This window comes from Streptomyces sp. BBFR2 (genome assembly GCF_044497305.1).
Lineage (GTDB): Bacteria > Actinomycetota > Actinomycetes > Streptomycetales > Streptomycetaceae > Streptomyces.
The window spans coordinates 2259901-2278948 of the sequence record NZ_CP172415.1; the positions used below are offsets into that span (position 1 = coordinate 2259901).

The 19048-nt window shown below is 73.8% G+C and carries 14 protein-coding genes; 12 read left to right on the forward strand and 2 right to left on the reverse strand.

The window, feature by feature from the left end; translation table 11 throughout:
• Positions 1–21: 21 nt before the first annotated feature.
• Entirely contained in the window at positions 22–99 is a 78-nt protein-coding gene (locus tag ACGH2B_RS08410) for a 50S ribosomal protein bL37 (protein WP_370443954.1), read from the reverse strand.
• A 201-nt stretch (positions 100–300) separates the two neighbouring features.
• Here ACGH2B_RS08410 and ACGH2B_RS08415 point away from each other — a divergent pair, with 201 nt between their 5' ends.
• The 8 genes from ACGH2B_RS08415 to ACGH2B_RS08450 all read left to right on the forward strand — a co-directional run bounded on the left by ACGH2B_RS08415 (position 301) and on the right by ACGH2B_RS08450 (position 11648).
• Positions 301–2010 carry an APC family permease gene (locus ACGH2B_RS08415; protein ID WP_399086456.1) on the forward strand — a complete coding sequence of 570 codons (1710 nt, stop codon included), beginning with the start codon at positions 301–303 and terminating at the stop codon, positions 2008–2010.
• Entirely contained in the window at positions 2007–3029 is a 1023-nt protein-coding gene (locus ACGH2B_RS08420; protein WP_399086459.1) for an acetamidase/formamidase family protein, read from the forward strand. Before ACGH2B_RS08415 ends, ACGH2B_RS08420 begins: the two co-directional genes overlap by 4 nt.
• Positions 3030–3273: 244 nt before the next feature.
• On the forward strand, positions 3274–4209 hold the full coding sequence (gene hemC / locus ACGH2B_RS08425; protein ID WP_399086462.1) for a hydroxymethylbilane synthase: 936 nt from the start codon (positions 3274–3276) through the stop codon (positions 4207–4209).
• Positions 4210–4351: 142 nt separating this feature from the next.
• Complete coding sequence (locus ACGH2B_RS08430) at positions 4352–5773, forward strand: class II fumarate hydratase (protein WP_399086465.1); 1422 nt, start codon at positions 4352–4354, stop codon at positions 5771–5773.
• Positions 5774–5895: 122 nt separating this feature from the next.
• Positions 5896–6624 carry a DUF402 domain-containing protein gene (locus ACGH2B_RS08435; protein WP_399086466.1) on the forward strand — a complete coding sequence of 243 codons (729 nt, stop codon included), beginning with the start codon at positions 5896–5898 and terminating at the stop codon, positions 6622–6624.
• Between the two features lie 223 nt (positions 6625–6847).
• A complete protein-coding gene (locus ACGH2B_RS08440; RefSeq protein WP_399086469.1) occupies positions 6848–7531 on the forward strand; it encodes a class I SAM-dependent DNA methyltransferase in 684 nt (227 codons plus the stop codon).
• 85 nt (positions 7532–7616) lie between these two features.
• A complete protein-coding gene (locus ACGH2B_RS08445) occupies positions 7617–9968 on the forward strand; it encodes a SpoIIE family protein phosphatase (RefSeq protein ID WP_399086472.1) in 2352 nt (783 codons plus the stop codon).
• A gap of 216 nt (positions 9969–10184) precedes the next feature.
• Positions 10185–11648: a catalase gene (locus ACGH2B_RS08450; RefSeq protein ID WP_399086475.1), complete on the forward strand. Its 1464-nt coding sequence runs from the start codon at positions 10185–10187 to the stop codon at positions 11646–11648.
• A 276-nt stretch (positions 11649–11924) separates the two neighbouring features.
• On the opposite strand, the gene ACGH2B_RS08455 is transcribed toward ACGH2B_RS08450, so the two are convergent.
• Positions 11925–14210, reverse strand: a complete 2286-nt coding sequence (locus ACGH2B_RS08455; RefSeq protein WP_399086478.1) for a transglycosylase domain-containing protein — start codon at positions 14208–14210, stop codon at positions 11925–11927.
• Positions 14211–14491: 281 nt separating this feature from the next.
• Here ACGH2B_RS08455 and ACGH2B_RS08460 point away from each other — a divergent pair, with 281 nt between their 5' ends.
• From ACGH2B_RS08460 to ACGH2B_RS08475, 4 genes are all read left to right on the forward strand, one after another.
• Positions 14492–15457: an SPFH domain-containing protein gene (locus ACGH2B_RS08460; RefSeq protein WP_399086480.1), complete on the forward strand. Its 966-nt coding sequence runs from the start codon at positions 14492–14494 to the stop codon at positions 15455–15457.
• Positions 15454–15729, forward strand: coding sequence for a hypothetical protein (locus ACGH2B_RS08465; RefSeq protein WP_399086483.1), 276 nt, complete (start codon positions 15454–15456; stop codon positions 15727–15729). Before ACGH2B_RS08460 ends, ACGH2B_RS08465 begins: the two co-directional genes overlap by 4 nt.
• A gap of 212 nt (positions 15730–15941) precedes the next feature.
• On the forward strand, positions 15942–16628 hold the full coding sequence (locus ACGH2B_RS08470; protein WP_399086486.1) for an ABC transporter ATP-binding protein: 687 nt from the start codon (positions 15942–15944) through the stop codon (positions 16626–16628).
• On the forward strand, positions 16625–19009 hold the full coding sequence (locus ACGH2B_RS08475) for an FtsX-like permease family protein (RefSeq protein ID WP_399086489.1): 2385 nt from the start codon (positions 16625–16627) through the stop codon (positions 19007–19009). The genes ACGH2B_RS08470 and ACGH2B_RS08475 overlap by 4 nt, the downstream gene beginning before the upstream one ends.
• Positions 19010–19048: the final 39 nt, after the last annotated feature.

A 19048-nucleotide genomic window follows, 5' to 3' on the forward strand; every position in this document is an offset into this window, starting at 1 on the left:
TGCCGTGGTGGAGCCGACGGTTCAGGACTGGGGCCTGCTGCCGTGGTTGGCTCCGTTCTTGCGGCGTGCCTTCTTCTTGCGGCGTCGCTTCGAGGACATGCGCGTCTCCCTTCACCGAGGTGCTTTCAACGAGTTTCCACCCTTACACACCGGGGCCTCGCCACGCGATTTCGGCCCCCGGGGCCCGCCCCCCGGCGCACCCCGGGGGCGCCCGGGGCATGACCGTATGGCCCCTTCCGTCACCCGGGCCACCTCCCTACGCTGCGGGGGTCCGATCCGTCAGAGGTGCGGGAGTTGGCCGTGGGGCAACAGGGGCGCGCAGGGCGGCACGGGGCGGACGGGAGCGGCCCGGGGCTGCGGCGGGACGCCGTGGGGCTGCGGGAGGTGCTGTTCCAGAGCGTGACGTCGATGGCCCCGGCGGCCGCCGTCGCGGTGTCGATCCCGGCGGGCGCGGCGTACGCGGGCGGCGCGCTGCCGCTGTCGGTGCTGATCGCCCTGGTCGCCTGCCTGTTCACCGCCTCGTCCGTCGCGGAGCTGGCGCGGCATCTGCCGTCGGCCGGTTCGGTGGCGACGTACAGCGCCCAGGGGCTGCACCCCGTCGTCGGCTTCCTGGTGGCCTGGACGTATCTGCTGGTCGAAGCGCTCGTACCGGCGTTGCTGCTGCTCCAGTTGGGGTTCACGACGGCGGACACGCTGCACCAGGAGTGGCCCGGGTACCCGGCGGACCTGTGGTGGCCGTGGGTGCTCGCGGGGGCGGCGCTGATCGCGGTGACGGGGTTCTACGGCATACGGGCCTCCGCGCGGCTGGGCACCGCCCTCGGCGTGTTCGAGGTGCTGGTCTTCGGGGTGCTCGCGGTGGTGCTGATCGCGGCCGCCGGGGAAGGCAACACCCTGTCGGTGTTCGGCACTTCGCACACTCCGCCGGGCCACCCGGGGCTGTCCGGTGTCGTGGCGGGCTCGGTCTACACCGTGCTGGCGTTCGCCGGGTTCGAGGCGGCGGCGCCGCTGGCCGAGGAGGCCCGCGATCCGCGCCGTACGGTGCGCCGCGCGGTCCTCGGCGCGGCGCTCTGTGTGGGGCTGCTGTTCCTCCTCACCACGTACGCGATCACGGTGTACGTGGGGCCGGACGCGTTCGCCTCCTTCGGGCCGTCCGGCGCGTCGTCCTGGGACGGGGTGGCCCGCGCCTCCTACGGGGCGGTCTGGGTGCTGATCTTCCTGGCGGTGGTCAACTCGACGGTCGCCAACGCCAACGCGGCCACCAACGCCTCGACCCGGACCGCCTTCGCGCTGGGCCGCGACGGGCTCTTCCCGCGGGCCTTCGCGCGGGTCCATCCGGTGCACCGCTCGCCCGTGACGGGGCTGGCGGCGCAGTTCGTGATCGCGCTGGGCGCGGCGCTGCTCCTGGGCGGGGCGTTCGGCCCGCGGACCGCGTTCCTGCTGCTGGCGACGGTGGTGGTGGTCGCGGTCATCGCGGTCTACCTGCTCACCAACGCCGCCTGCGCGGGCTACTTCCTGCGCCGTCGCCGCGCCGCGTTCCGCCCGGTGCGCCATCTGCTCCTCCCGGTGCTGGGCATCGCCGCGTTCACCCCGGCGCTGCTGACCGCCGCCGGTATCCCCGCGTTCCCGTTCGTCGCGAAGCTGACCGCGCCGGTCTCGTACGCGGGGGCGGTGGTGGCCGGCTGGACGGCCGCCGGGCTGGCCGTGGTCGCGGTGGTGCGGTCGCGGCGGCCGGACGCCCTGGCGTCCGTGGGGCTCGCCGGCATCGAGGCGGCGGGCCCGGAGCCCGGGCCGGCCGAGGACTCCGCCGCCGGTTCCGGCCCGGCGGACGGCGTGCGGGAGGGCGCGTACGGACCGGCGGCGCGCCCCGGCGCGGCCCCGCCCACCGCGCGCCCCGGCGCGCCCGGCTCCCCCGCACGCCCCGGCCCGTCCGGCGCCTCCCGCCCGGGCGCGCCCCGGCCCGCCGTACCGCCCGATCCCGCCGATCCGCCCCACGATGAGGAGTCCCGATGACCGATCCCGCCGCCGACCCGCGTGTGCTCACCGTCCGGCCCACCGCGCAGGAGTACGCCTGGACGTTCGGCGGCGTCCCGCCCGTCGCGCGGATCGCCCCCGGCACCGTTCTGGACGTCTTCACCGAGGACTGCTTCGGCGGCCGGGTGCGGACCACTGACGACCTGGTCTCGCGGGTCTGCGAGTTCCCGTACCTCAATCCGCAGACCGGGCCGTTCCACGTCGAGGGCGCCGAGCCCGGGGACACCCTGGCGGTGCACTTCGTCTCCGTCGAACCGCGCCGGGACTGGGCGGCGTCGACGACCGTGCCGCTCTTCGGGGCGCTGACCGCCACCCACACCACCGCCGCGCTGCACCCGCCGCTCCCGGAGACGGTGTGGATCTGGCAGCTCGACCGGGAGCGGCGGCTGTGCCGCTTCACCGCCCGGGACAGCGACCACACGCTGACGCTCCCGATGGAGCCGATGCACGGCACGGTCGGGGTGGCCCCGGCCAACCTGGAGGCGCGTTCCGCGCTCGTCCCGGACGCGCACGGCGGCAACATGGACACCCCGGAGATGCGTGCCGGGGTCACCTGCTACCTGGGGGTGAACGTCGAGGGCGCGCTGTTCAGCCTCGGCGACGGGCACGCGCGCCAGGGCGAGGGCGAGACCTGCGGGGTCGCCGTGGAGACGGCGATGCACACGGTGGTGATCGTGGAGCTGCTGAAGGGCGTCGCGACGCCCTGGCCGCGCATCGAGTCCGACACCCATCTGATCTCGACCGGTTCGGCGCGCCCGTTGGAGGACGCCTTCCGCATCTCCCAGCTCGACCTGGTGCAGTGGCTGGCGCGGGACTTCGGCCTGAGCGAACTGGACGCGTACCAATTCGTGACGCAGGCCGTGGAGTCCCCGCTGGCCAACGTCTGCGACAGCAACTACACCTGCGTCGCCAAGCTCCGCAAGGAGTGGCTGCCCCCGGTCGAGGTGCACGGCGGCCTCCACGCCGAACTCCGCCGGCGGGCCGCGGCGCTGCGCTGACCACCGGGCACGGACGGCGTACGGGACCGGCGTGCGGGGGCACCCCGCGCGCCGGGTGACGTCCCCGGGGCCGCGCGACCGCCGGTCGCACCGGGCCGTCCGGCAGGCGGAGCGCCCCGGGCGGCGCGGCCCCGACCCGTACGGGATACGGCCCCGGCCCCGTACGGAAGACGGTCCCGATCCCGTACGGGACCCGCGGCCCGCCGCCGTACGGTCCCCGGGAGCGACGGCCTATCGTGGAGCCATGTCCGCCCCTGAGTTGATCCGAATCGTCTCCCGTGACTCGCCGATGGCGCTCGCCCAGGTGGAGCGGGTACGCGCCGAGCTGACCGCGCTCCATCCGGGGGTGCGCACCGAGGTCGTCCCCGTGAAGACCACCGGTGACAAGTGGCTGGGCGATCTGTCGCTGGTCGAGGGCAAGGGCGCGTTCACCAAGGAGGTCGACGCGGCGCTGCTGGCCGGTGAGGCCGATCTGGCGGTGCACTGCGTCAAGGACGTCCCCGCCGACCGGCCGCTGCCCGCGGGGACGGCGTTCGCCGCGTTCCTCAAGCGGGACGACGTACGGGACGCCCTCATCCACCCCGGTGGGCTCGCCCTGGACGAACTGCCCGCCGGGACCCGTATCGGCACCTCCTCGGTGCGCCGCCGGGCGCAGCTCGCCGCCTCGCACCCGCATCTGGAGTTCGTGCCGATGCGCGGCAACGCCAACCGCCGGATGGAGAAGCTGGCCGCGGGCGACGCGGACGCGCTGCTGCTGGCGGTCGCCGGTCTGGAGCGCATCGGCCGGACGGACGTGATCACCGAGGTGCTGTCCCCGGACGTGATGTGCCCGCCGATCGGCGCCGGCATCCTGGCGCTCCAGTGCCGCGAGGGCGACACGGAGCTGATCGACGCCGTCAGCCCGCTCGGCGACCCGGCCGCCCACCGGGAGGCGACGGCGGAGCGGATGTTCCTCCACGTCCTCCAGGGGCACTGCAACTCCCCGATCGCCGGGTACGCCCGCGCCGAACGCGGCGGCGATCTGTCGCTGCGCGCCAGTGTGTTCACACCCGACGGCAAGACGGTGCTCAACGCCCACGAGTGGGCCGGGCGGCTGGACCCGGCGACGCTGGGCACGTCGGTGGCGGTGGCGCTGCTGCGGCAGGGCGCCCGCGAGCTGATCGACGGCATCGCGCACTGATCGGGCGATGTCGGCACCCCGTTTCCGGCGCTCCCTGGGGAGCGCCGGAAACGTAGGCCGCACGGGGCATTACCGACGGTAACCTCCCGTCGTCGGGAACACCGCGGAGCCGCCGGACGCTGTGCCGGTCGGAGGTGGCGAAGTGAACGACAGGACGGACCGGCAGAACGGCACGGCGGACGCGGAGTACCGCACCGAGCACGACTCCATGGGCGAGGTGCGGGTGCCCGCACACGCCAAGTGGCGGGCGCAGACCCAGCGGGCGGTGGAGAACTTCCCCGTCTCCGGCCAGCGCCTGGAGCGGGCCCATATCGAGGCGCTGGCACGGATCAAGGCCGCCGCCGCCGAGGTCAACGCCGAACTGGGCGTGATCGACCCGGAGGTGGCGCGGGCCGTGGCCGCGGCGGCGGAGGAGGTCGCGGCGGGCCGGTGGGACGACCACTTCCCCGTCGATGTCTTCCAGACCGGCTCCGGCACCTCGTCCAACATGAACACCAACGAGGTCATCGCGACGCTGGCGAGCGAGCGGCTGGGCCGGGACGTCCACCCCAACGACGAGGTCAACGCCAGCCAGTCGTCCAACGACGTCTTCCCGTCGTCGATCCACATCGCGGCGACGGCGGCGGTCACCCGCGATCTGATCCCGGCGCTCGACCACCTCGCGGCGGCCCTGGAGCGCAAGGCCGCGGAGTTCGCCGAGGTGGTGAAGTCCGGGCGCACCCACCTGATGGACGCGACGCCGGTGACGCTCGGGCAGGAGTTCGGCGGGTACGCTGCGCAGGTACGGTACGGCGTCGAGCGGCTGCGCGCCTCGCTGCCCCGGCTCGCCGAACTCCCCCTGGGCGGCACGGCGGTGGGCACCGGCATCAACACCCCGCCCGGCTTCTCCGCCGCGGTGATCCAGCGGGTCGCCCGAACCACGGACCTGCCGCTCACCGAGGCGCGCGACCACTTCGAGGCGCAGGGCGCGCGGGACGGCGTGGTGGAGATCAGCGGCCAGCTACGGACCATCGGCGTCGGCCTGACGAAGATCGCCAACGATCTGCGCTGGATGGCCTCCGGGCCGCGCACCGGCCTCGCCGAGATCGCGCTGCCCGACCTCCAGCCCGGCTCCTCGATCATGCCGGGCAAGGTCAACCCGGTGATCCCGGAGGCGGTACTGATGGTCGCCGCCCAGGTCACCGGCAACGACGCGACGGTCGCCGCGGCCGGTGCCGCCGGCAACTTCGAGTTGAACGTCATGCTCCCGGTGATCGCCAAGAACGTCCTGGAGTCCATCCGGCTGCTGGCCAACGTCGCCCGGCTGCTCGCGGACCGTACCGTCGACGGCATCACCGCCCACGCCGAACGCGCCCGCGAGTACGCCGAGTCGTCGCCGTCGGTGGTCACCCCGCTCAACAGATACCTCGGGTACGAGGAGGCGGCGAAGGTCGCCAAGCGAGCACTCGCGGAGCGGAAGACGATCCGTCAGGTCGTCGACGAGGGCGGCTATGTGGAGCGGGGACTGCTGACGGCCGAGCAACTCGACGAGGCGCTCGATGTGTTGCGGATGACGCACCCGTGACGGCGCGGACGGCCCACGTCACGGCGTACGCCGGCGCCGCTTGCGTCCCTCCCCCGCGCCGCCGCCCGCGGGACCTCCCGGGCGGACGGCGCACCGGCCGCGGCAGGCCCTAAGATCTGGCCATGACAGCGGAGAGGGCGGGGACCACGGCGGGCACGCCGGCCGGGCACACGGCTCCCGGGCCACGGCGGGAGGCGGTTCCGCCCGCGCGCTGGGCCCCCGGCACACACATCCTATGGCGCTATCGCGACAACGCCGACGCCTCGCGCTTCCACATCTGCCGCCCGGTGACCGTGGTGCGGGACACCGAGGACCTGCTGGCCGTGTGGATGGCGCCGGGCACCGCCTGCGTGAAGCCGGTGATGGCCGACGGCACCGCCGTGCACCGCGAGCCACTGGCGACGCGGTACACCAAACCGCGCCGGATCTCGTACGACCGCTGGTTCGGCACGGGTGTGCTGAAGCTGGCCCGGCCGGGCGAGCCGTGGTCGGTGTGGCTGTTCTGGGAGCACTCCTGGCGGTTCAAGAACTGGTACGTGAATCTGGAGGAGCCGCGCGTCCGCTGGGCGGGCGGTATCGATTCGCAGGACCACTTCCTCGACCTGTGCGTCTACCCGGACCGTAGCTGGGAGTGGCGGGACGAGGACGAATTCGGCCAGGCCCGGCGGGACGGGCTGATGCCGCCGGAGCAGGCGGCGCGGGTACGGGCCGCGGGCCGGGCGGCGGTGGAGCGGATCACCGCGTGGGGCGCGCCGTTCCGGGACGGCTGGGAGGACTGGCGGCCCGATCCGGCGTGGGAGCTGCCGTCGCTGCCGGAGGACTGGGACCGTGTACCCGAGCGTTTGCGGTAGCGAGCGGCGAAGAGAGGAAAGGCGGATACGGGCGAGTGAACGGGGCGAACGGTGGAAAGACGCGCCCAGGGGCAACTCCTCGGCCCGCTCGGCGGGCAGGGGCGCCGAGCCCCCTTGCTGCGCCCTGGGCCACGAACCGTAGGATCGTCCTCCGCGAGACTGCACAGGCGCAACTCCACCGGACAGAACAGAACTTGACCGCGGTCGCAGGAGAGGCGAGGTCGTGAGCGCTGACAGCTACGACGAGTACGAGGGCCTGAACCGGTTAGCGCTGGACCGGGCCGGTCAGGCCGAGGCGTTCGACGCGATCGGTGACCGCTACGACGAAGCGTTCCCGCACAAGGGCGAGCAGGTCTCGTCCGCCGCGTGGCTGGCCGGTGAACTGCCGCCGGACTCGCGGGTGCTGGACGTCGGCTGCGGCACCGGCCTGCCCACCTCCCGCCAGCTCGTCGAGGCGGGCCACCGGGTCGTGGGCATCGACCTCTCCCCCGCGATGGTCAAGCTGGCCCGGGACAACGTCCCCGGGGCGGAGTTCCACCGGATGGACATCGCGGAGCTGCGGAACGGTTCGCTGGGCGGCCCCGGGTCGTTCGACGGGATCACGGCGTATTTCGCCCTGCTGATGCTGCCGCGCGCGGAGATTCCCTATGCGCTGCGGATGCTGCATGATCTGCTACGGCCGGGCGGGGTGATGGCCCTGTCCATGGTCGAGGCCGACGTGGACGACTTCACGATCCCGTTCCTGGGCAACTCGATCCGGGTATCGGGTTTCCTGCGTGAGGACCTGCGCCGTGTCGTGCACGACGCCGGTTTCGACATCGCCGGGGAGGATTCCTACGCGTACGCCCCGGCCAGTACGGACGTACCACCCGAGATCCAGCTCTTTCTGCACCTGCGACGCGCTTGAGACGCAGCGGGTCAGGCGCGTCGCACCGGCGCGCTTGACACGCGGCGCGTCGGGCGCGCAGCCCCGGACGGATGGAATCCCACGCGTGACGGAGCACCCAACCTCCCACCACCTGCGGCAGCCGGTCCCGCCTGCCGCTCCTTCGGCGTCCCCTGCGCGGGGGCCGGGCTCCTCGGCGCCGCTCGGCGCGGTGCCCGACCCACGCGGCGCCCTCCAGCAGCCGGGGGCGGCCGGCTTCGCGCCGCTGCCCGGGGCCGGTTCCGCCGTGCGCGGCGAGGGGACCGGCTCCGGTGCGGCGGCCGCCGGACCGCCGGGCGCTCCGCTCATCACGGCCGGTGCCGGACCGGGCGGCGGTGAGCCCGCCGCGGGTCACGGCCGTCCTCCGGCGGCCGACGGGCACGGCCCGTACGACGACGGTCTGGCGGCGCGCGGGGCGGTCGGCGGGGCGCAGCCGCCGGGACAGGGCGAGCCGCGTCCCGGTGAGCCGCGGCCGGGTCACGGTCCGGCCGCGGGCATCGGGCGACCGCGGGAGGGCGGCCGGTCGCGGCCGCCGGGTGACGAGGCGCCGTCCGGGGCGTTCGTCCCGCCGCCCGCGGGTCCGGCGGGCGGCGCGGTGGTGCCGGGCGAGGGCGCGCGGCCCGGCGAGGGTGCGCCGCCGGTGGTGCCGGCCCGTGCGGGCCATCCGGGCGAGAGCGAGGAGACGGCGGCCGCCCGGCAGGCGGGCGGGGACCGGCTGCGGTTCATCGGCGCGGCCACCCGGCGGATCGCCCGCGGTATCGACCTCGACGAGATCGTGCTGGGGCTGTGCCGGGCGACGGTCCCGACGTTCGCCGACGCGATCCTGGTGTATCTGCGCGATCCGCTGCCGGTGGGCGACGAGCGGCCGACCGGCCCGATGGTGCTGCGGCTGCGGCGCACCGACCGGATCCCGGAGGAGCCGGACACCAACGGCATCCGGCTGCCGGTGCTGCCCGCGCAGCCGGATCTGGGTCCGGCGATGGGCGGCAGCGCCGCCGAGCTGGCCGAGGTGTTGACCGGCGGGCCGCTGGCGGAGGTGCTCCGCGGGGTGCGGCCGCTGTTCGGCGACGTCCCGGCGGCGCGGACGGCGCTGCCGGAGCTGCTGGGTGACGGCACGGTGTTGCCGGGCGGGCGCCGGGTGATCCTGGCGCCGCTGCGCGGGCGCCGCCGGGTGATCGGTGCGGCGGTGTTCCTGCGCCGCCCGGACCGTCCGGCGTTCGAGGGCGATGATCTGCTGGTCGCGGCGCAGCTCGCGACGCACACCGCGCTCGGCGTCGACAAGGCGGTGCTCTACGGCCGGGAGGCGTACATCGCCGACGCGCTGCAGCGCACGATGCTGCCGGACTCGCTGCCGCAGCCCACCGGCGTACGCCTGGCGAGCCGTTATCTGCCCGCGGCGGAGACGGCGCGGGTCGGCGGTGACTGGTACGACGCGATTCCGCTGCCCGGCAGCCGGGTGGCGCTGGTCGTCGGGGACGTCATGGGTCATTCGATGACGTCGGCGGCGATCATGGGGCAGTTGCGGACGACGGCGCAGACGCTGGCCGGGCTGGATCTGCCGCCGCAGGAGGTGCTGCACCACCTCGACGAGCAGGCGCAGCGGCTGGGTTCGGACCGTATGGCGACGTGCCTGTACGCGGTCTACGACCCGGTGGCGCACCGCATCATCGTGGCGAACGCGGGGCATCCGCCGCCCGTGATGCTGCACCGCGGCGGCCGGGCGGAGGTGCTGCGGGTCCCGGCGGGCGCGCCGATCGGGGTCGGCGGCGTCGACTTCGAGGCGGTGGAGCTGGACGCCCCGGCGGGGGCCACGCTGGTGCTCTACACCGACGGTCTGGTGGAGTCGCGGATCCGGGACGTGTGGACGGGCATCGAGCAGTTGCGGGAGCGGCTGGCGGAGACGGCGCGGCTGACGGGCCCGAACCCGCCGCCGCTGGAGCCGCTCTGTGACGAGGTGCTGGACATGCTCGGGCCCGGCGACCGCGATGACGACATCGCGTTGCTGGCGGCGCGGTTCGACGGCATAGCGCCCAGCGATGTCGCGTACTGGTATCTCGATCCGAAGGCCCAGACGGCGGGGCAGGCGCGCCGGCTGGCCCGGCGGGCGCTGTCGCGCTGGGGCCTGGAGGAGCTGACGGATCAGGTGGAGCTGCTGGTCAGCGAGGTGGTCACCAATGCGGTGCGGTACGCGGAGCGGCCGGTGACGCTGCGGCTGCTGCGGACGGATGTGCTGCGGTGCGAGGTCGGTGACGACGTTCCGCAGCTACCGCGGCTGCGGCAGGCACGGCCGTCGGACGAGGGCGGGCGCGGGCTCTATCTCGTCAACCGCCTGGCGCGGCGCTGGGGTGCCACCCGGCTGAGCATGGGCAAGGTCGTGTGGTTCGAGCTGTCGATGCCGCCGGGCGCCGGTCAGCGCTGATCACCCGGCCGGGCGCGTGCGGCGTACGGCGGGCACGGAGCCCCGTCCGGGCAACCGGGCGGGGCTTCGTCCGTGCGGGTGCGTCCCGTGCGGGGGCGTCGGGTCACGGTTGCCGACATGCCGTCGGCGGCGTTGACTGCTTGGGTGGACAAAAGGGACTGACCGGCCCCCACTCCGCACTCCCCCACTTCCTTCCCGGATCGGAGGCGCTCCTCCATGTCCAGCCCCGCGCAGAACGTCCCGCACACGACGAACAACGTCGGCATCCCCGTCGGGAGCGACGAGAACTCGCTGACCATCGGCCCCGACGGTCCGATCGCGCTGCACGATCACTACCTGATCGAGAAGATGGCCCTGTTCAACCGGGAACGGGTCCCCGAGCGGGTGGTGCACGCCAAGGGCAGCGGTGCGTACGGCACCTTCCAGGTCACCAACGACGTCAGCCAGTTCACCAAGGCGGATCTCTTCCAGCCGGGCAAGACGACCGAGATGCTGGCCCGCTTCTCGACCGTCGCCGGTGAGCAGGGCTCGCCCGACACCTGGCGCGACCCGCGCGGTTTCGCGCTGAAGTTCTACACCGAGCAGGGCAACTACGACCTGGTCGGCAACAACACACCGGTCTTCTTCGTGCGCGACACGATCAAGTTCCAGGACTTCATCCGCTCGCAGAAGCGCCGTCCGGACAACGGGCTGCGCGACAACGACATGCAGTGGGACTTCTGGACGCTGTCGCCGGAGTCCGCGCACCAGGTCACGTGGCTGATGGGCGACCGCGGCATCCCCAAGTCGTACCGGCACATGAACGGCTACGGCTCCCACACGTACATGTGGGTCAACGGCGGAGGCGAGAAGTTCTGGATCAAGTACCACTTCAAGACCGACCAGGGGATCGACTTCCTCACGCAGGCGGACGCCGACCGGATCGCCGGTGAGGACGCCGACTTCCACCGCCGGGATCTGCATGACGCGATCGAGCGCGGCGACGCCCCGTCGTGGACGCTGTATGTGCAGGTCATGCCGTTCGACGACGCGCCGGACTACCGGTTCAACCCGTTCGATCTGACGAAGGTGTGGCCGCACGGCGACTACCCGCTGATCGAGGTCGGGCGGATGACGCTCAACCGGAACCCGGAGGACTTCTTCATCCACATCGAGCAGGCGGCGTTCGAGCCGTCGAACCTGGTGCCGGGTATCGGCCCGTCGCCGGACAAGATGCTGCTGGGGCGGCTGTTCTCGTACCCGGACACGCACCGGTACCGGATCGGCCCGAACTACGCGCAGCTACCGCCGAACCGGGCCCACGTCCCGGTCCACTCGTACGCGAAGGACGGGCCGATGCGGTTCGATCCGTCGCGGGCGGCCCGGCCGTACGCGCCGAACTCCTACGGGGGGCCGGCGGCGGCCCGGCAGGAGGGGGTGGACCCGGTGGGCTGGGAGTCCGCCGGTGAGCTGGTCCGGGAGGCGTACACCAAGCGCCGGGAGGACGACGACTTCGGGCAGCCGGGGACGATGGTCCGCAAGGTGCTGGACGACGCGGCGCGCGAGCGGCTGGTGGGCAACATCGCCGGGCATCTGAGCGACGGTGTGAGCGCGGCGGTGCAGGAGCGCGCGTTCCAGTACTGGCGCAACGTCGACAAGGACCTCGGCGACCGGATCGCGAAGAAGGTCAACGGCGGCTGACCCCGTCGCCGCACAGCCGCACACCCCGCGGCCCCCGCCTCATGAGGACGAGGCGGGGGCCGCGGGGTGTGTGCGGAGGTTGGTGCGGGGCGGGCGCCGGAACGGTCCGGGGCCCGTGCCGGACACGGTCCCGGGGCCGCACCGGACACGGGCCGGGGCCACGCGCCGGGGCCCCTGGTCCGGGCCAGGGCGCGGGACCGGGCGGGATGCGGGGCCCGGGGCCCGGGCACGCGCCGGGGCCGGTGCGCACCGGCTCCGGCATGCCTGCTCCGGCCGTCAGTTCAGGCCGGTCAGGTCGCCCGTTCCGCCGCTGCTGTGGCCGTTGCCGCCGGTTCCGGCGCCGCCGTTGCTCTGGCCGCCGTTGCCGCCGGGGCCGCCGGTGGTGCCGCCGTTCGGGTCGCCGGTGCCGGGGTCGGTCGGGGTGGAGGCGGTGTCGGTGGGCGTCGGGTTGCCGGTGGTCGGGGTGCCCGACGGGTTGCCGGTGGTCGGGGTGCCCGAGGGGCTTCCGGTGCCGGTCGGGGTGCCCGAGGGCGTCCCGGACGGCGGCGCGACGGTGTTCGTCGGGGGCGGCGGGGCGACGCCCATGCCGGAGTCGGCCTCCAGGTCGAAGGTGGCGCCGGCGTCGGAGCCGAGTGCGGCGGCGTTGTAGGCGGCCCACACCTGCGCCGGGTAGCCACCGCCGTTGACGCGGCCGCCGCCACCGGCGCCGCGGAGGGTGACCTGCTTACCGCCCTGGGCCTCGCCGAACATGCCGACGGCGGTGACCAGCTTGGGCGTGTAGCCGACGAACCACGCCGACTTGTTGTCGTCGGAGGTGCCGGTCTTGCCCGCCGCCTGGTACGAGGTGTCCTGCACCGCCGTGGCCGTACCGTCGTCGACCACCCCGCGCAGGACGGAGGTGACGGTGTCGGCGGTCTTGCGGCTGAGGACCTGGTCGCCGATCGGGTCGGGCAGGTCCGGCTCCGGGTCGGTGGCGTGCTCGGCCTTGGTGACCAGGGTCGGGGTGACCTTGCGGCCGTGGTTGTCGAAGGTCGCGTAGACACCGGCCATCTGGACGGGGCTGGCGCCCATGGAGCCGAGGGTCATGGCCGGCTGGACGTCCATCCGGGCGCCGTTCATGCCCAGCGAGGTCGCGGTCTTCTTCAGGCTGTCGAGGCCGACGTCGGCGCCCATCTGCGCGAACACCGAGTTGACGGAGTTGTTCATCGCCTGCTGGACGGGGATGTTGCCGTAGCTGCGCTGATCCTCGTTGGGCGGGGCGAACGGCGCGGTGCCCCCGACGACGGGGCGCCGGTTGGTGCCGTCGTAGATCGTGTCCGGGGTGATCGGGCGGCCGTCCTGGGTGGTGGCGTGGTTCTCCAGGGCGGTGGCGAGGATCAGCGGCTTGAAGGTCGAGGCCGGCTGGTAGTCCTGGCGCGTCGCGTTGTTGATGTAGTGCTGGGTGTATCCGGCGCCGCCGTACATCGCGACGATGTGGCCGGTCCTGGGATCGACGGAGGCGGCGCCGAGCTGGGCGTCGCGGTCGGCCTTCCGCAGCTTGGGGTCGAGGTCGTCGGTGAGCTTGCGCTTGACGGCCTTCTCCAGGGCGAGCTGCTTGTCCTTCTCGATGCCGAGGGTGATGGTCCAGCCGCCCAGCGCGAACTTCTTCTCGTCGACGCCGTGGGCGAAGAGTTCGTCCTTGGCCGCCTGGACGAGGTAGCCGGCGGCGCCGGTCAGCCCCTCCTGGGGCTTGGGCGCCTTCGGCACGTCGAACTTCTGCTGGTCGCGCTCGGCCTGGGAGAGCCACTTCATCTCGACCATGTTGTCGAGGGTGTAGGCCCATCGGGCCTGGGCGCGCTTCTTGCCGTCGGGGGTGGCGAGCGCCCAGTCGTACTGGTTGGGGGCCTGGAGCAGCGAGGCGAGGTAGGCGCCCTGGGAGACGGTGAGCTTGTCGGCGTCCGTGCGGTAGTACGCCTGGGCGGCGGCCTGGATGCCGTAGGCGCCGCGCCCGTAGTAGCTGGTGTTGAGGTACCCGTCGAGGATCTCCGGCTTGGTCTTCTCGTTGTCGACCTTGAGGGAGATCACGATCTCCTGGAGCTTGCGGGAGACCGTCTGCTCCTGGGAGAGGTAGTAGTTCTTGACGTACTGCTGGGTGATGGTGGAGCCACCCTGTTTGCCCTCGCCGCGGAGGGTGTTGTAAATGCCGCGGAGGGTGCCCTTGATGTCGACGCCGGAGTCGTCGTAGAAGGTCTTGTTCTCGGCGGCGACGAAGGCGTGCTGCACCTTGAGGGGGACGCGGCTGAGCGGGACGCTCTCGCGGTTGAGCTTGCCGGTGCGGGCGAGGACCTTGCCGTCGGCGTACTTGTAGATGTTGCTCTGCGCGGTGGCCAGCTCGGTGCCGCCCGCGGGGACGTCGACGTAGAAGTACAGGCCGAAGGCGCCGGCTATGCCGAGGAGGCATATCCCGAAGAAGGTGCCGAGCATCTTCTTCCAGGTGAAGAGGCGGCGTATCCGGCCCTTCGGGCGTCGGGGCCCGGCCCCGCGGCTCCCCTGCCGCGTTCCTGTCGCGTCCGCTCGGCCCATGGCTCCTGTCACTTTCGCTCGTACCGCCCCCCACTGGGTCAGCTGTTGAAGCTAACACCGCATCTGCCCCCAAATGCTCATCGATCACGGGGTTTTCGTACGTGACAAACAGCACCTGAGGTGTCGGGAACCGCGGGCCCGGGGTTGCGCATCGCCGCACCCCGAGGGTTAAAGTGATATCACTTTGATGAGTCGGTGACATCGCTCCGGGAACCGCCCGGGGCGCGTCGCCGGCCCCGCGTCCGGCATGTCCGGGCGCGCCACGAGAAACGGGGGCTCCCATGTCCGAGACCACACCCGCACCGGCGCCCGGCGGCGGCGCGCCGCTCGCCGACGGGCCCGAGATGCCCGCGCCGCAGGTCCGCGAGAAGGCCGCGCACAGCATTCCGGGCGGTCTGGCGCTGCTGCTGACCACGCTCGGCGTCTTCCTCGGCATCGCGATGATCATCGGCGGCGGGATCGCCGGTTCCGGCGGCAGTCCCGGCGTCGCCGCGCCGCTGATCATCGTCGGCATCCTGACGCTGCTCACCTCGTTCTTCTGCATGACGGGCGTGAAGATGGTGGCGCCGGGCGAGGCGCGGGTGATCCAGCTCTTCGGGCGGTACGTCGGCACCATCCGCACCGACGGGCTGCGCTGGGTCAACCCGCTCACCAGCGCCCGGAAGATCTCCACCCGGGTCCGCAACCACGAGACCGCGGTGCTGAAGGTCAACGACGCGTACGGCAACCCGATCGAGCTGGCGTCGATCGTCGTCTGGCAGGTCGAGGACACCGCGCAGGCGCTCTTCGAGGTCGACGACTTCCTGGAGTTCGTCTCGACGCAGACCGAGGCGGCGGTCCGGCACATCGCGATCGAGTACCCCTACGACGCGCACGACGAGGACGCCCTGTCGCTGCGCGGCAACGCCGAGGAGATCACCGAGAAGCTCGCCGCCGAACTGACCGCCCGCGTCCAGGCGGCCGGTGTGCGGATCATCGAGTCCCGCTTCAGCCACCTCGCGTACGCGCCCGAGATCGCCTCGGCGATGCTCCAGCGGCAGCAGGCGGGCGCGGTCGTCGCGGCGCGGCAGCAGATCGTGGAGGGCGCGGTCGGCATGGTCGAGCAGGCGCTGGTGCGCATCAGCGAACAGGGCATCGTCGAGCTGGACGAGGAGCGCAAGGCGTCGATGGTCGGCAATCTGATGGTGGTGCTGTGCGGTGACCGTGCCGCGCAGCCGGTGCTGAACACGGGCTCGCTCTACCAGTGAGCGACGTGAGCCCCGAGGGCCAGGGGCCCGCGCGGCGGCCGCGGCAGCGCAAGCAGGTGCTGCTGCGGCTCGACCCGCTGATCCACGACGCGCTGGCCCGCTGGGCCGGGGACGAGCTGCGCAGCACCAACGCGCAGGTGGAGTTCCTGCTGCGGAAGGCGCTGGCGGACGCGGGCCGGCTGCCGCGCGGGGCGGGCGGTCCGCCCCGCCGGGGGCGGCCACCGAAGGCGCGGGACGAGGACGGGGACAAGGGCGGCGGGGCGGCGGGCTGAGCGGGCCGCCGCCCCGCGGCGTTCCGGACCGGACGGCCGCCGGGCAGGCAGCGGGCCGCCCCCGGGGTGCGCCGCCCCAGAGCCTCGGGACCGCCCCGGAGAGCGCCCACTCCTCCGCCCCCTCATCGCTATACACGCGATGTATACACCTCATGTAGAGTGCTCCGCATGCTCGAAGGTCGCCCCCTGCCCGCACCCCCGGAGGCCCGCCCATGACCCCGTCCGGCTCCCTGCTCCACGCCGGTGGTCTGCACAAGACGTACGGCGCCACGTCCGCGCTGGACGGTGCGGAGTTCTCCGTCCACGCCGGGGAGGTCGTCGCCGTCCTCGGCTCCTCCGGCTCCGGCAAGTCGACGCTGCTGCACTGCCTGGCCGGCATCGTCCGGCCCGACGCCGGCACCGTCCACTACGGCGACCGTGAACTGACCGCGATGAACGACGCCGAACGCAGCGCCCTGCGCCGCACCGACTTCGGCTTCGTCTTCCAGTTCGGCCAGCTCGTCCCCGAACTCACCTGCCTGGAGAACGTCGCCCTGCCGCTCCGGCTGGCCGGGATGGCGCGCAAGGCGGCCGAGGCGCGCTCGCGCGAGTGGCTGGAGCGGCTGGAGGTGGACCCGGTCGCCGGGCGCCGCCCCGGTGAGGTCTCCGGCGGCCAGGGCCAGCGCGTCGCCGTCGCCCGCGCCCTCGCCACCCGCCCCCGCGTCATCTTCGCCGACGAACCCACCGGCGCACTCGACTCCCTCAACGGCGAACGCGTCATGGGCCTGCTCACCGACGCCGCCCGCGCGACCGGCGCCGCCGTCGTCCTCGTCACCCACGAAAGCCGCGTCGCCGCCTACTCCGACCGCGAGGTCCTCGTCCGCGACGGCAAGGTGAGGGAAGCGGTGACCGCCGTATGACACGCCCCCCGCACCGGTCGGCCGCGCCGCCGCCGGGCATGACCGGCCGGCTCCGCGACCTCGCCATGGGTCTGCGCTTCGCCGCGGGCGGCGGCCGCGAGAGCTGGACCCGTACGGCGCTGACCGCGGTCGGCGTCGGGCTCGGCGTCCTGCTGCTGCTCGGCGCCGCGTCGGTCCCGGAGCTGATGGGCGGCCGCCACGAGCGGGCCATGGCCCGCCAGCTCCTCAACGGCGACGGCCCGCCCCCCGCCTCCGACCGCACCGTCCTCGCCTACCAGAGCGACACCGTCTTCCGCGGGGAGCGGGTCTTCGGGATGCGGGTGCGCCCCGAGGGGCCGCGCGCCCCGCTCCCGCCGGGCGTCTCCGCGTACCCGCGCCCCGGCACGATGGCGGTCTCCCCCGCCCTGCGCTCCCTGCTCGCCTCCCCCGACGGCGCCCTGCTGCGCGAGCGGCTGCCGTACGAGATCACCGGCACCGTCGCCGATCCGGGACTCGTCGGCCCGAAGGAGCTGGCGTACTACCTGACCAGCGACGATCTCACCGTGGACGGCGGCGCCTTCCGGCTGGACCGGTTCGGCGCCGACGAGCCCGGGCCGCCGATGAGCCCGATGCTGCTGATGCTGATCCTCATCGCGTGTGTGGTGCTGCTGATGCCGGTGGCCGTCTTCATCGCCACCGCGGTCCGCTTCGGCGGCGACCGACGCGACCGGCGGCTGGCCGCGCTCCGGCTGGTCGGCGCCGACCTGCCCACCGTCCGCCGGATCGCCGCGGGCGAGGCGCTCTTCGGGGCGGTGTGCGGACTGGCACTGGGCGGCGCGCTCTTCCTCGTCTGCCGTACGTTCGCCGGTTCGGTCACCGTCTGGGACATCAACGCCTTCCCCGCGGATCTGACCCCGCTGCCGGCGCTGGCCGCGCTGATCGCGGTGGCCGTCCCGGTGGCCGCCGTCGCCGTCGCCCTGCTGACGCTGCGCGGCGTCGCCGTCGAGCCGCTCGGTGTGGTCCGCGGCCGTACGGTCCGGCGCCGCCGGCTGTGGTGGCGGCTGCCGCTGCTGGTGGGCGGCCCGGTGGTGCTGCTGCTCGGCGGGCGGCTCGACCCGCGGCGCAGCGGCGGCGACATCTATCCGGCCGCGGCGGGCGCGGCGCTGACGCTGTGCGGCGTCGTCGCGCTGCTGCCGTGGGTGATCGAGGCGGCCGTCGGCCGGCTCGGCGGCGGGCCCGTCGCCTGGCAACTGGCCGTCCGCAGGCTCCAGTTGAGCGGCGGCGCGGCGGCCCGCGCGGTCAGCGGCATCTGTGTCGCGGTGGCCGGGGCGCTGGCCCTGCAGATGCTGGTCACCGCGGTGGAGAGCGACTTCGTCTCGCGCACCGGACAGGATCCGACCCGCGCCCAGCTCTCCGTGACGCTACCGGAGGCGCCCGCCGCCGACCTGCGCCGCGGCATCGCGCGGCTGGCCGGGACGGAGGGCGTCCGCGACGCCCTTGGGCTGATCCACGCGGAGGTGACCCGGCCCGGTCCGCCGCGCGAGGGCGAGGACTTCGCGCCCGGCGCGTCGCTGATCGTCGGCGACTGCGCGTCGCTGGCCGAGGTGGCCCGCACCGGCCCCTGCCGCGACGGTGACGCCTTCCTCGCCGTCCGCGGCGGCCTCGCCTCCGACGCCGAGTCCGTCCGCGCCGTCGCCCGCCCCGGCGCCCGGGTCCTGCTCAACGCCGACGAGGACACCGGCAAGCCGGTCGGCGCGCCCCGCCTGTGGACCGTCCCGGAGCGGGCCCGCGAGGTCACCGCCCGCCAGGACCCGACGGGCATGCGCACGTTCGGCATCCTCGTCACCCCCGGCGCCCTCGACGCCGCCCGTCTCCAGGACCCGTACGCACGCGCGCTCATCCGTACCGATCCCGGGGCGCCGGACGCCGAGGAGCACGTCCGCAACACCGCCGCGGCCCTCGGCCCGGAGGTGGCCGTCTCGGCGGTGCACGACACCGAGAGCGACGCGCAGTACGCCAGCGTGCACACCGGGCTGCTGCTCGGCTCGACCGCGACGATGGCGCTGGTCGGCGCCGGACTGCTGGTGACCACCGTGGAGCAGTTGCGCGAGCGGCGGCGGCTGCTGTCGGTCCTGGTGGCGTTCGGCACCCGCCGCGCCACGCTCGCCTGGTCGGTGCTGTGGCAGACCGCGGTCCCCGTCGTCCTCGGGCTGGTCCTCGCGCTGGCCGCCGGGCTCGGACTCGGCTCCGCCCTGCTGCGGACGGCGGGCAAGGTCACGTTCGACTGGTCCGACGTCTGGCCGCTGCCGCTCGCCGGGGGGCTGCTGGTCCTGCTGGTCACGCTGCTCAGCCTGCCGTCGCTGTGGCGGCTGATGCGCCCGGACGGCCTGCGGACGGAGTGAGCGGACACGCCCCGCGGGGCCGGGAAACCGGGTTCCGCG

Bases quoted from the DNA above. Each gene is read 5' to 3' on its own strand.
- ACGH2B_RS08410 (WP_370443954.1), bottom strand. From the start codon at position 99: ATGTCCTCGAAGCGACGCCGCAAGAAGAAGGCACGCCGCAAGAACGGA.
- ACGH2B_RS08420 (WP_399086459.1), top strand. From the start codon at position 2,007: ATGACCGATCCCGCCGCCGACCCGCGTGTGCTCACCGTCCGGCCCACC.
- hemC (WP_399086462.1), top strand. From the start codon at position 3,274: ATGTCCGCCCCTGAGTTGATCCGAATCGTCTCCCGTGACTCGCCGATG.
- ACGH2B_RS08435 (WP_399086466.1), top strand. From the start codon at position 5,896: ATGACAGCGGAGAGGGCGGGGACCACGGCGGGCACGCCGGCCGGGCAC.
- ACGH2B_RS08450 (WP_399086475.1), top strand. From the start codon at position 10,185: ATGTCCAGCCCCGCGCAGAACGTCCCGCACACGACGAACAACGTCGGC.
- ACGH2B_RS08455 (WP_399086478.1), bottom strand. From the start codon at position 14,210: ATGGGCCGAGCGGACGCGACAGGAACGCGGCAGGGGAGCCGCGGGGCC.
- ACGH2B_RS08460 (WP_399086480.1), top strand. From the start codon at position 14,492: ATGTCCGAGACCACACCCGCACCGGCGCCCGGCGGCGGCGCGCCGCTC.
- ACGH2B_RS08470 (WP_399086486.1), top strand. From the start codon at position 15,942: ATGACCCCGTCCGGCTCCCTGCTCCACGCCGGTGGTCTGCACAAGACG.
- ACGH2B_RS08475 (WP_399086489.1), top strand. From the start codon at position 16,625: ATGACACGCCCCCCGCACCGGTCGGCCGCGCCGCCGCCGGGCATGACC.